At 61.5% G+C, this 12,779-nt stretch carries 8 protein-coding genes; 5 read left to right on the top strand and 3 right to left on the bottom strand.

All coding sequences use genetic code 11. The annotated features are described in order from the left end of the window. Positions 1-170 precede the first annotated feature (170 nt). On the top strand, positions 171-3,947 hold the full coding sequence (locus BLS87_RS11440; protein ID WP_074752605.1) for a bifunctional nitrate reductase/sulfite reductase flavoprotein subunit alpha: 3,777 nt from the start codon (positions 171-173) through the stop codon (positions 3,945-3,947). A 48-nt stretch (positions 3,948-3,995) separates the two neighbouring features. On the opposite strand, the gene BLS87_RS11435 is transcribed toward BLS87_RS11440, so the two are convergent. Then, complete coding sequence (locus BLS87_RS11435; protein ID WP_074752604.1) at positions 3,996-4,922, bottom strand: 2-hydroxyacid dehydrogenase; 927 nt, start codon at positions 4,920-4,922, stop codon at positions 3,996-3,998. Between the two features lie 106 nt (positions 4,923-5,028). After that, positions 5,029-6,108, bottom strand: coding sequence for a tartrate dehydrogenase (locus BLS87_RS11430; RefSeq protein ID WP_074752603.1), 1,080 nt, complete (start codon positions 6,106-6,108; stop codon positions 5,029-5,031). A 109-nt stretch (positions 6,109-6,217) separates the two neighbouring features. On the opposite strand from BLS87_RS11430, the gene BLS87_RS11425 reads away from it, so the two are divergent. The 3 genes from BLS87_RS11425 to BLS87_RS11415 all read left to right on the top strand — a co-directional run bounded on the left by BLS87_RS11425 (position 6,218) and on the right by BLS87_RS11415 (position 10,162). Beyond that, complete coding sequence (locus tag BLS87_RS11425) at positions 6,218-7,129, top strand: LysR substrate-binding domain-containing protein (protein ID WP_074752602.1); 912 nt, start codon at positions 6,218-6,220, stop codon at positions 7,127-7,129. Between the two features lie 219 nt (positions 7,130-7,348). Then, positions 7,349-8,398: an ABC transporter substrate-binding protein gene (locus BLS87_RS11420; RefSeq protein ID WP_074752601.1), complete on the top strand. Its 1,050-nt coding sequence runs from the start codon at positions 7,349-7,351 to the stop codon at positions 8,396-8,398. Positions 8,399-8,413: 15 nt separating this feature from the next. After that, positions 8,414-10,162, top strand: coding sequence for a GMC family oxidoreductase (locus tag BLS87_RS11415; RefSeq protein WP_074752600.1), 1,749 nt, complete (start codon positions 8,414-8,416; stop codon positions 10,160-10,162). A gap of 73 nt (positions 10,163-10,235) precedes the next feature. Here the strand turns inward: BLS87_RS11415 and BLS87_RS11410 are convergent, their stop codons facing one another. Further along, complete coding sequence (locus BLS87_RS11410) at positions 10,236-11,663, bottom strand: aldehyde dehydrogenase family protein (protein WP_074752864.1); 1,428 nt, start codon at positions 11,661-11,663, stop codon at positions 10,236-10,238. A gap of 149 nt (positions 11,664-11,812) precedes the next feature. On the opposite strand from BLS87_RS11410, the gene BLS87_RS11405 reads away from it, so the two are divergent. Then, on the top strand, positions 11,813-12,760 hold the full coding sequence (locus BLS87_RS11405) for a LysR family transcriptional regulator (protein WP_074752599.1): 948 nt from the start codon (positions 11,813-11,815) through the stop codon (positions 12,758-12,760). Positions 12,761-12,779 lie beyond the last annotated feature (19 nt).

Genomic DNA, 12,779 nt, shown 5'->3' with positions numbered 1-12,779 from the left:
GCCAGTCGCGTCGCCTACAGGCATCCCCATCAGGCTGGCCTGTCCTTTGCAATCATCCTTCTATAGGCAGTCAACGCCGATTGCCCTCTTCACGACAAAGGCGCCGTGTGCTCCCCGTTTTTCGACGGAGGAGAACAGGGCGTCTTTTTTTTGGGTTCGGGAAACGGGTTATGGCGAGCAACAGCGTACGAAGCGTGTGTCCTTATTGCGGTGTCGGTTGTGGCATCGTCATGCAGGTCGACAATAACCGTGTGATCAAGGTCAGCGGCGACAAGGCGCATCCAACCAATGCCGGGCGTCTGTGTACCAAAGGCACCACCTGTGGCCAGGCGATCGCCGACGCTGGCCGCATGACGTCCGCCTACCTGCGGCATCAGCGCAGTCAGGACCCGGTGCGCACTGATATCGACGCGGCGATCTCGGAAACGGCCCGCCGCCTGCGCGGCATTCTTGATCGTGACGGGCCCGATGCACTGGCGTTTTACGTCTCGGGCCAGATGTCCCTGGAAGCGCAGTACCTGGCCAACAAACTCGCTAAAGGGTTCGTGCGCACGAACAACATCGAATCCAACTCCCGGCTGTGCATGGCGAGCGCGGGCAGCGGCTATAAATTGTCGCTGGGTTCGGACGGCCCGCCGGGTTCCTATGACGATTTCGACAAGGCCGACCTGTTCTTTGTGATCGGCGCCAACATGGCCGACTGTCATCCGATCCTGTTCCTGCGCATGATGGATCGGGTCAAGGCGGGCGCGAAGCTGATCGTTGTCGACCCTCGGCGCAGCGCCACCGCGGACAAGGCCAGCCTGTTCCTGCCCATCAAACCCGGCACCGATCTGGCGTTGCTCAACGGCCTGCTGCATCTGCTGCTGGAAAACGGCGATGTCGACACCGACTTCATCGACGCCTTTACGCAAGGCTGGGAGGCGATGCCTGAATTTCTGGCCGATTACACGCCCGCTTACGTCGCGCAGATCACCGGTCTGGCTGAGGCAGATATTCGTCAGGCTGCCCGGATGATTGGCCAGGCGCCGCAGTGGATGAGTTGCTGGACCATGGGGCTGAACCAGAGCACCCACGGCACCTGGAACACCAACGCATTGTGCAACTTGCACCTGGCCACAGGCGCGATTTGCCGCCCGGGCAGCGGGCCGTTTTCACTGACCGGGCAACCCAACGCCATGGGCGGCCGGGAAATGGGCTATATGGGCCCTGGCCTTCCCGGCCAGCGATCGGTGTTGGTCGAGGACGACCGTCGCTTTATAGAAGACCTCTGGTCGATTCCCCGCGGCAGTCTGGGTCAGACACTCGGCGGCGGCACCGTCGACCTGTTCGAGCAGATGCGTGACGGTCATATCAAGGCCTGCTGGATCATCTGCACCAACCCGGTGGCAAGCGTCGCCAACCGCTCGACGGTGATCCAGGCCCTGCAAAATGCCGAGCTGGTGATCACTCAGGACGCGTTTCTCGACACCGAAACCAATCGCTACGCCGACATTCTCTTGCCCGGTGCGCTTTGGGCAGAAGCGGAAGGGGTGATGATCAACTCCGAGCGAAACCTGACCCTGACGCAAAAAGCCGTCGATGCGCCTGGTGAGGCGTTACCCGATTGGCAGATCATTGCCCGGGTCGCCTGCGAAATGGGCTTTGCCGAAGGCTTCAGCTACGGATCGGCCGAGGCCGTGTTCGAAGAAATCAAACAGGCCTGGAACCCGAAAACCGGTTACGACATTCGCGGTGCCAGCTATGCGCGTCTGCGTGACCAGTCGCTGCAATGGCCGTGCGCGCCTGACGACACCGGCACGCGTCACCCGATTCGCTACCTCGATAAAAGTGGGGAGCCGTCGGAAGGTCCGGCCCTGCTTTTCGCGACCGAACACGGCAAGGCGGTTTTTCTGCCGCGTCCGCACATGCCGCCGGCCGAGATGCCAAACGACACGTTCCCGATGGTGCTCAATACCGGTCGACTGCAACACCAGTGGCACACGCTGACCAAGACCGGAAAAATCCCGACCCTGAACGCGCTCAATCCCGGTCCCTTCATCGAAATCCACCCGACCGATGCGACGGCGCTGGGCATTCGCGACAAGGACGCCGTGGAAGTCCGTTCGGTGCGCGGTCATGCGGTCCTGCCCGCTGTGGTGACCGACCGGGTGAGACCGGGCAACTGTTTTGCGCCGTTTCACTGGAACGATGCCTACGGCGAACACTTGGCGATCAACGCCGTGACCAGTGACGCCGTCGACCCGGTGTCGAAGCAGCCCGAATTCAAGTTCTGCGCGGTTGCGCTGCGCAAGGTCGAGCTGATCGGTCATCGTTTTCTTGATGTGCCACAGCCCGATGCGCACACGCTGGAAGTCTCCGAAGGTGAGCCGCTGCTCACCTTGCTCTGGGCCTCGCAAACCGGCAACGCAGAGGCGCTCGCCAAACGCTTCGGCACGCACCTGCGCTCAGCTGGCATCCCCGTGCAGGTCGCTGCGATGGACCGATTTCCGGTGGCACGTCTGAGCGATGTCAGCCATGTCGCGTTGATCAGCAGCACCTTCGGTGACGGCGATTCGCCCGACAACGGTCAGGGGTTCTGGCAGTCGCTGAGCGAACGCCAGGAGCGGCTGGAGTCGCTGCGTTACGCGGTGCTCGCTCTGGGGGATCCGAGTTACGACCGCTTCTGCCAGCACGGCAAAAATCTGGATCAGCGCTTACTGACATTGGGGGCGTCGCCGTTGATGCCCCGGGTCGATTGCGACGGCGACTTTCAGGACCACGCCGACGGCTGGTTCAAGGCGCTGCGACAGGTGCTGGATATTCCCCCCATCGAAATGGCCCCGGAAACGTCGAGCAACCAACCGTCCCGTGCGCACCCGCATCACGCCAGGCTGTCGATCAATCGCCGTCTGAACGGCGAGGGCGCGAGCAAGGACACACGCCAGTTTGCGTTGACGCTGGGCGACTCGGGTCTGGCCTATGAGGCAGGCGATGCGCTGGGCGTGTGGCCGCGCAATTGTCCGGCGTTGATCGATGAAGTGCTGACGTTGACGGGCCTGCAGGGCGACCAGCCTGTGAGTGTCGGCAAGGCGGGTGAGATGCCGTTGTCACAGGCACTGACCTCGCAATTCGAAATCGCAAGACCCACGGCAGAAGCGCTGGGTTTCATTGCCGAGCGCAGCGGCAGCAGCGAGCTTAAAACGTTGCTGACCGAGCCGTTCAACAGCGAGTTGAAGGACTGGTTATGGGGGCGACAGCTGGCGGATGTGCTTCGGGAGTTTCCGCTGAGCTGTTCAGCGCAGGAGTTGCTGGACCACCTCAAGCCGCTTCAGCCGCGGTTGTACTCCATCGCGTCCAGTGCAAAGGCGCATCCCGATGAGGTTCATCTGACGGTCTCTGCCGTGCGGTACGGCAAGCGCAAGGGCGTGTCCTCGACCTTTCTCGCCGACCGTGCGGGTGATGGCCAGGTGCCGATTTTCCTGCAACCGACCCAGCACTTTCGCGTACCGGTCGAGGGTGACGTGCCGATGATCATGATCGGTCCCGGCACTGGCGTGGCGCCGTTCAGGGCGTTTCTGCAGGAACGGCAAATGCGCGCTGATCGCGGGCGAAACTGGCTGTTCTTTGGTGAGCAGCATGCGGCCACGGATTTCTACTACCGCGATGAACTCGAAAGCCTGCACAAAGACGGGTTGCTCACGCGCCTGAGCCTGGCGTTTTCCCGCGATCAGGCCGAGAAGGTCTACGTCCAGCATCGCATCCGCGAACAGGGCGCTGAACTGTGGCGGTGGTTGCAGGACGGCGCGCGCATTTACGTCTGCGGGGATGCGACGCACATGGCCAAGGACGTCGATCAGGCACTGCGCGAGGTCATCGTTGCCCAGGGCGGGATGAGCGCAGAGCGCGCCGCCGAGCATCTGCGGGATCTGGCGGGGGAAAGGCGTTATCTGCGAGACGTCTATTAAGGACGGTCATCGGCCGGCCCGATACGCGAAAGCGGGTCGGTCGGGCGTTCAGTAGCCTTGATGCCGGGCGATCACGCCATGCATCGCTTCCCCTCGCTGATGGCGACGAAGGTTGCCGAGCAACACCTCGAATGCGGTATCGGGAGAGGTGTTTGCACCGATGTGGGGTGTGAGCCAGAGGTTGGGATGGCTCCAGAACGGATGATCGGGCGAAGGCGGTTCGTCCTCAAGCACGTCGACGACGGCATCGCTCAGTTGCCCACTGTCCAGTGCATCCAGCAGGTCGCGCTCGATCAGATGCCCACCCCGTCCCAAGTTGATCAACTGCGCGCCTTTGGGCATCGCGGCGAAGGTCTGTGCGTTCAACACGCCGCGGGTGTCGTCCGTCAGAGGGAGCAGGCAGATCAGAATGTCGCACTGGGCGAGAAAGGGCTTCAGTTGCACATCGCCGGCGAAGCATTGCACACCGTCGATGTGTTTGTGTGACCTTGCCCAACCCCGCAGTTCAAAGCCGAACGGTCGCAAGGCTTGCGTGACCGCCACCCCGAGATTGCCCAGGCCCATGACGCCGACACGACGCCGTCTGGCAGGCGTCAGTTCATGGTCTTGCCAGACCCTGGCCCGTTGCTGGCGCAGATAGAGAGGAACCTGCCGATGCAGGCTCAGCACGGCAAAACAGGCGTACTCGATGATGCCTTGGGCGATGCCGGGATCAAGCATCCGGACCACCTGGATATACCCTGGCAGTTCGCCGAGGTCGAATTGATCGACCCCGGCCGAGGTGGCGAAAATCACGTCGAGATTGGGAAAGCGGGTGTGCAAATCGTGTGGTGGCTGCCAGGCGGCGAAGTAACGCACTTGCGAGGGATCCCCTATGTCCGGCCAAAGTCGCACGTCGATGTCCGGTGCATGCTGTTCGAACAGTGATTTCCAGACACTGCCGCGTGAATCGTCAACTTTGAACAGCAGGGCCATGGGGGACTCGCACTCGCAGGGAAGGTGTTCATACGATGGCAGAGCCCGGCGCAACAATCTCCCGAATCCGGGCGAAAGAACGGGAGATTGCGCGCTATTGGCGGGATCAGACAGCAGCGGCGATGGCTTTGCCCAGCGCTTCGGTGTTCCCGGTGCCGCCGATGTCAGCCGTCAGCGGGGCGTCCGCTGGCCCCATCGCCAGCACGGTTTCGATGGCGGTCAGCACGGCTGCCCCTGCTTCCGGATGGCCCAGGTGTTCAAGCATCATCGCCCCGCACCAGATCTGTCCGATCGGGTTGGCGATGCCTTTGCCGGCGATGTCGGGCGCCGAACCGTGCACGGGCTCGAACAGGCTCGGGAAGTTGCGCTCCGGGTTGATGTTGGCAGACGGCGCGATGCCGATCGTGCCGGTGCAGGCCGGGCCCAGGTCAGACAGGATGTCGCCGAACAGGTTGCTCGCCACCACCACGTCGAACCAGTCAGGGTGCAGGACGAAGTTCGCGGTGAGGATATCGATGTGGTACTTGTCGACGTTCACCTGCGGGTATTTTTTGCCCATCTCGGCAACGCGTTCATCCCAGTACGGCATGGTGATCGCGATGCCGTTGGACTTCGTCGCTGACGTCAGGTGCTTCTTCGGCCGGCTCTGCGCCAGGTCATAAGCGAACTTCAGAATGCGGTCGACGCCAACGCGGGTCATGACCGTTTCCTGCAACACGATCTCGCGATCGGTGCCGGGGAACATCTTGCCGCCAACGCTGGAGTATTCGCCTTCGGTGTTTTCGCGCACCACCCAGAAGTCAATGTCGCCGGGCTTGCGATTGGCGAGCGGCGCCTTGACGCCTGGCATCAGGCGGCAGGGGCGCAGGTTGACGTACTGATCGAATTCGCGGCGGAACTGGAGCAACGAGTCCCACAGGGAAATATGGTCAGGCACCACGTCAGGCCAGCCGACGGCGCCGAAGTAGATGGCGTCGTACCCCTTGAGAAGGTCGAACCAGTCGTCGGGCATCATCTTGCCGTGGGCGAGGTAGTAATCGGCGCTGGCGAAGTCGAACCAGTCCCATTGCAGGTCCAGGTTGTGTCTGGCCGCCACCGCGTCCAGCACGCGAACGCCCTCGGGCATGACTTCCTTGCCGATGCCGTCGCCGGGGATCACTGCAATTTTGTACCGGGCTTTGCTCATGGGATTCGACTCCAGGGATTGTTGAGGAACGCTACGCAGTGTATGGAGTGTTGCTGGATTAATAATTAGTCTTGGTCGAAAGCCATTATTAGTTTCAAGGAAAGAATCCGTGAGCATGATCGATGACCTGAGTTTCTTTCAGCAGGTGGCAACGCGGGGCAGCCTGACGGAGGTCGCGCGTCACTTGGGTCTGTCTTTGCCTGCGGTCAGCAAGCGGCTGAGCCAACTGGAGGCGCGTCTCGGCGTGCAGTTGCTCCAGAGAACAACGCGCCGCCTGTCGCTGACCCCGGAAGGGACGTTGTACCTGGAAGGCGGGCGTCCGATCCTGCGCCAGCTGGAGGAGCTCGAAAGTGCGCTCGACAGCCGTCAACCCACGCTGAAGGGCCGATTACGGATCAACGGCACGCTGGGCTTCGGGCGGCAACATCTGGCGCCGGTGGTGTCCAGCTTCGCCCGCCTGCACCCTGAGCTTGAGATTTCCCTCGAGCTCACGAGCCAGCCGTTGAGCGTGCTGGATGACCAGTTCGACCTCGGGGTGTGCATGGGAGAGCCGCCTGACTCCCGGTTGATCGGTGTCCGCCTGCTGGAAAATCCACGCATCCTCTGCGCGTCTCCGCAATACCTTGAAGCTATGCCTGCGTTGACGCGTGTTGCCGATCTGGCGGCGCACAATTGCATCGTTCTGCGGCAGTTTGGCAGTGACTATGCCATCTGGCGGTTCAGCAAGGACGGTCAGGATTACGCCCACAAAGTCAGTGGGACGCTGTCGAGTAATGATGGTGAAGTCGCTCTGAGCCTTGCGTTGGATGGGCATGGTTTGATCCTGCGTTCGCGCTGGAACGTGCAGGCGTATCTTGAACACGGCCGTCTGCAGGCGGTATTGACCGATCATCGAGCGCCCTCGGCCGATATTTTTGCGGTGTACCAGCACCGTCGACACATACCGCAGAGGATCTCGGTGTTTGCCCGATACCTGGCGCAGGAGCTGGCCAGACGCTTGCCGTTCGCGGCCATTCAATGAGTGACAAGCCATCACCCGGAGCGACGCGACCTGGTATGACTCCAGGTTATGGTTGGCCTGACTATTGGTGCATTGCCCCCGGATGTCATGCTCTTGTAACGTCGAAATGTCCCGCTCGGTCGAATAACAAAATCAAACCTGAGCAAAGCACTGCGGTGCAGGGTGTTCAGTCGAGGTTTTTAACGCTGCCGAATTAATCTACGTCCAGGATGATTTGCCATGAAAACCTTGTCTGTCGCTGCAGCTGTCGGTTCCGTCATATCCCTGTTGAGTCTGGCCGTGGCGTGCGCTACGCCGGCCATGGCCGATGAAATCACCTTCGTCTCCCAAGGGGGCAGCTACCAGGAGGCCCAGACCAAAGCCATTCTGGACCCCGCTGCAAAGAACCTGAAAATGACCATCAAGCAGGACAGCGCCCCGGATGCCTGGCCTATGGTCAAGGCTCAGGGCGAAGCGAAGAAGCCCGTCTGGGACGTGATCGATACACCGCCTTCCAACTGTGTGCGCGGCGGTAACGAAGGGCTGATCGAGGCGCTCGACCTGAGCAAGATGCCCAACGTGCAGAGCATGCCTGCGGCCTACCGCACACCTTATTCGGTCGCGTATGAGTTCTATTCGTCAGTGATCGGGTACAACAAAAAGTCCCTGAAAAAAATTCCGCAGACCTGGGCTGAGTTCTGGGACGTGAAGAACTTCCCCGGCACCCGTGCCTTGCGCAACGATCCGATGAGCACGCTGGAAGCCGCCTTGCTGTCGGACGGTGTACCTCGCGACAAGCTGTACCCACTGGATGTCGATCGGGCCTACAAACGCCTGGAGCAGATCAAGCCCAATATCGCGGTGTGGTGGACCTCGGGTGGTCAGTCCGCGCAATTGCTTGCCGACGGCGAGGTGGACATGTTGATGATCTGGAACGGTCGCGCGAGCGCCGTGCAAAAGAGCAACCCGGACGTCGCCTTCACCTACAACGACGGCCTGCTGCAGAACACTCAGTTGTGCATCCTGAAGAACGCACCCAACTACGCGGCGGCCGTGAAGTTTGTCAACGAAGCGGTTTCGCCTGAGTTGCAGGCCAATCTGCCGCTGTACATCGATTACGGTCCGGGCAATCCAGCGGCGTTTGGCACGGGGAAAATTACCGCCGAGCGCGCCAAAGAGTTACCAAGCTCGCCGGATAACGCCGCCAAGCAGGCATTGATGTCAGAGGAATGGTGGGCCTCGGCGGCAGGCATTGCAGCCAAGGATCGCTGGCTAAAATTCGTTCAGTAACGCCAGGACGCCGACATGATCGACTACCTGATCCTGGGAGGCGGATCGGCAGGCTGCGTGCTTGCCGCCCGGCTCTCGGAGGACCCCGACAAGCAGGTGTACCTGATCGAGGCCGGCCGCGATATTTCTGCGCAGACCATGCCCTCCGCGATTCGCAGCCGCTACCCCGGCCGTGCGTATCTGGACGTCAGCAATATCTGGCAGCGGCTCACCGCGCTGATGGGCCATCGCGCCATTACACAACGGCGTTATGAGCAGGCTCGTATCCTCGGGGGAGGGTCGGCGATCAATGCGCTGATGACCAACCGTGGTGCGCCTGCCGACTATGACGAGTGGCAGGCGTTGGGCGCTGAGGGGTGGCGGTGGGATACCTGTCTGCCGTACTTTCGCAAGCTGGAAACCGACACGGACTTCAGTGGCCCGCAGGACGCTGTGTTGCATGGCCACGACGGTCCGATGAGGATTCGGCGCACGCCTGCCGCGCGACTGTCGCCTTTTGTCAAAAGCGTCATGAAGGTCTTGGGGGCAAGGGGGCTGTCGCACAAGCCCGATCAGAACGGGCCTTGGGAAGAAGGCGTGTTCGTCGGCGCGATTGGTGTCAGTGAGCAAGGCGAGCGTATCCCCACCTCGGTGGGTTACCTCACCGATGAGGTGCGACGACGCAGTAATTTGAAGATCCTGACCAACTGCCTGGTTGATCGCGTGTTGATCCATAACGGCGTGGCGATTGGCGCCCGGGTCTGGCGTGAAGGGGGCGACGTCGAGTCGCTGATGGCCGGGGATGTGATTGTGTCTGCCGGGGCCATTCACAGCCCGGCGGTGTTGATGCGCAGTGGAATCGGCCCGGCGGATGATCTGGTTTCGCTGGGGATCACGCCGGTCGTTGATCGGCCGGGTGTAGGCGCCAACCTGATGGAGCATCCGTCGATTGCGGTGTCTGCGTTGCTGACACGAAGGGGGCGGACAGCGTTTCCCGAGGAGCATCACGAGCAGGCTGTCGTGCGCTTTTCATCGGGACTGCCCGGCACGGCGCTCTGCGACATGCATGGCGCGATTCTGTCCCGTTCGGGCTGGCATTCGGTCGGGTATCGCTTGGGAACGATCTTTTTCTGGGTCAACAAATCGTATTCCAGAGGTCGCCTCCGTCTGGCGTCTGCCAACCCCCGTGATGAGCCTCAGGTGAGCTTCAACATGCTGTCCGATGAACGCGATCTCGAGCGCCTGAAACAAGCGCTGCGATTCGGCGCTCAGACGTTGTCGGCAGACGCGTTGGCAGGGGAACGGAGTGTGGTGTTTCCTTCCAGCTATTCGCCGCGGGTGGCCAAGGTCGCCATGCCTGGCGTGTTCAACGGCGTGCAGCGTGGGGTGTTGAGCCTGTTGCTGGACATTGCCGGGCCGTTGCGGGGATGGCTGGTTCATCGTCTGGTGACGCAAGGGTTGACCGTCAAAAAGCTCCTGGACGACGACACGGCGCTGACCGAGTTCGTGCAACGCAATGTCAGTGGTACCTGGCATCCTTCGGGCACCTGCCGCATGGGCCGCGCCGATGACCCATTGGCCGTGACCACGGGGGACGGTCGGGTCATCGGCGTTGAGCATTTGCGCGTGTGCGACGCATCGCTGATGCCCTCTATCCCGTGCGCCAATACCAACGTCCCGACCATCATGATCGCCGAGCGGATTGCGGACCTGATCAAGGGTGAGGCGGTTGATTCTGCCGAATCGGTAGAGGCCGGATGGCGCGTCACGCCGCCTTGCATTTGATCCTGGCCGAAGGCCGCAGGAGGCACGCACCGGTCATGCCGGTGCATGCCCAGAGTGACTCAGTCGGCGTTTCTCAAGCGCCCCATCCCACGACACCCTTGGTTTCCAGAAACGCCTCCAGGCCCCACTCGGCATATTCGCGGCCGTTGCCCGATTGCTTGTACCCGCCAAACGGCGCACCGGCATCCCAGTCCGGGTAGTTGATGTACACGCTGCCCACGCGCATTTGCAGCGCCACTTTTCGGGCTCGGTCCAGGTCTGCCGACTGTACGTAGGCGGCCAGGCCGAAGACGCTGTCGTTGGCCATGCTCACCGCATGGGCCGGGTCGTCGTAAGGCTGAATCACCAGCACCGGGCCGAAAATTTCTTCCCGCGAGATCGTCATTTCCTGAGTGACGTTGGCAAAGATCGTCGGCTGGACGTAATACCCTTTTGGCAAATGCGCCGGCCGACCGAGGCCGCCGCAGACCAGTTGCGCGCCTTCTTCGATGCCGATGCCGATCATTTTTTGAATGGCGTTGAACTGCCGTTCGCTGATGACCGGGCCCATGCGGGTGGACGCCTCTTCCGGCGCGCCGAGGGTATGGGCCAATGCCGCGAGGCGAGCGATTTCAACGGCTTGATCATGCAAGGCTGCCGGCACCAGCATGCGCGTGGGGGCATTACAGGACTGGCCGCTGTTGCCAAAGCAGCTGTCCACGCCGGATGTCACCGCTGACTCCAGGTCAACGTCGTCGAGGAGGATGTTTGCGGACTTGCCGCCCAGTTCCTGATGCACGCGCTTGACCGTCGGCGCGGCCAACCTTGCAATCTCGATACCTGCCCGAGTGGAACCTGTGAACGACACCATGTCCACCTGAGGATGAGCCGACAGGGCAGCGCCGACCAGGGGGCCGTCACCGTTGATCAGGTTGAACACCCCGGCCGGCACGCCAGCGTCGTGCATGACTTCGGCAAACAACAAGGCATTGATCGGTGCGATCTCGCTGGGCTTGAGCACCATGGTGCATCCGGCTGCCAGCGCAGGCGCGACTTTGCAGACGATCTGATTGATCGGCCAGTTCCAGGGTGTGATCAACGCGACGACACCCACCGGCTCCTGACGCACCAGGGTTGTGCCCCGGGTTTTCTCGAATTCGAAGGTCTCCAGGGTTCGCAGCAGTTGTTCCAGATGCCGCCTGCCGATGCCTGCCTGCCAATCGTGGGAAAGCGCCTTTGGCGCACCCACCTCTTGAAGGATGGCGTCGGCGATCTCATCGTAGCGGTCCATGAATGCGGCAAGAATACGTTGCAGCAGCTGTGTGCGCTGAGCCGGTGATGTCTCTGCGAAAGATGGGAACGCGCGACGAGCCGCGGTCACTGCGGCTTCCACGTCTTCCAGATTGCCCATCGCGATTTCGCCGAACGTCTGCTCGGTGGCAGGGTTGACTACCGGCAGGCGGGTATCGCTGCAGGGGTCTACCCAGCGGCCATCGATATAAAACTTCAGGGCGTTTCGGATCATCTGAGCAGTCTCGTGGGGGGAATGAGGAAGAGGACGCACAACGGCTGGCCGATGGGCGAAAGCTGCGGGCGGTCGCTCGCAAGAATAGCCCCGGTTTTTTTCACCGGACAATTTACTAATAGTTGTGGGAGGCATAAGCTCAGGTCATGTCTACTCTTCGTCGAAAGCTCCCCAGTTCCAGCTCCTTGTTCGTCTTTGAAGCCGCCGCCCGTTGTGGCAGCTTCACCCGGGCGGCGGATGAACTGTGCGTCAGCCAGCCAGCGGTCAGTCGCATGTTGTCGCGACTCGAAGAACACCTCGGCGTACAGCTTTTCGAGCGCGTTCGCGGCGGCGCGCGACTGACCGAGAGCGGCAGCATTTTGTACCGTCGGGTGCAGGAAGGGTTCAGCACCATCGAGTCGGCGATCAGTGAAATCGAAGCGAGAGCGACGGGCATCGAGACCGTCACGCTGTCGGTTTCAACCGCGTTCACCACCCACTGGCTGATGCCGCGCATGAGCCGGTTCAGTCAGCGATTCCCTACCGTCGACATGCGTTACCAGTTGATGTCTGGCCGGATCGGCGGCCCGTTGGTGGACGTTGATCTGGGCATGCGTTATCTCGATGTGGGCAGCCTGAAACCCACGGAAAGCCTGGTCATTCCTGAAATAACATTGCCCGTTTGCAACCCTCAATACCTGGCCGATGTGTTGCAGGGAAAGGGTAAGAAACGGACCCCGACCCTGATCAGCATGGACAACCAGGAACGCGAGTGGGCGTCCGCTTTTGAAACGGCGGGACGCACGGTCAACACCTTGGTGTTTTCCGATTACGCGGTGGTGGTTCAGGCTGCACTGCTTGGCCAGGGCATGGCGCTGGGGTGGCTGAACGTGATCTCGAACTCACTGTGCAAAGGCGAACTGGTGCCCGCAGTCGATGCGTGTCGGGTCACCTCCCGCCGATGCTGTCTGGTGGTGCCGGCCAACCGTCCGGTGCGGCCGATTGTGGAAAATGTGCGCGACTGGATCATCGAAGAAATGCGCGCAGACATGCTCGAAATCGACGCGCTTTACCCTCATCTGGGGTTGGCATCGATCCTGGAATCGCACCGTTGAGCACAGGTGCCGCACCCCA

The organism is Pseudomonas abietaniphila, from assembly GCF_900100795.1.
GTDB classification, from domain to species: Bacteria; Pseudomonadota; Gammaproteobacteria; order Pseudomonadales; family Pseudomonadaceae; genus Aquipseudomonas; species Aquipseudomonas abietaniphila.
The sequence above is the reverse complement of the archived record's forward strand: the minus strand, read 5'-3'. Positions and strand labels throughout refer to the sequence as shown.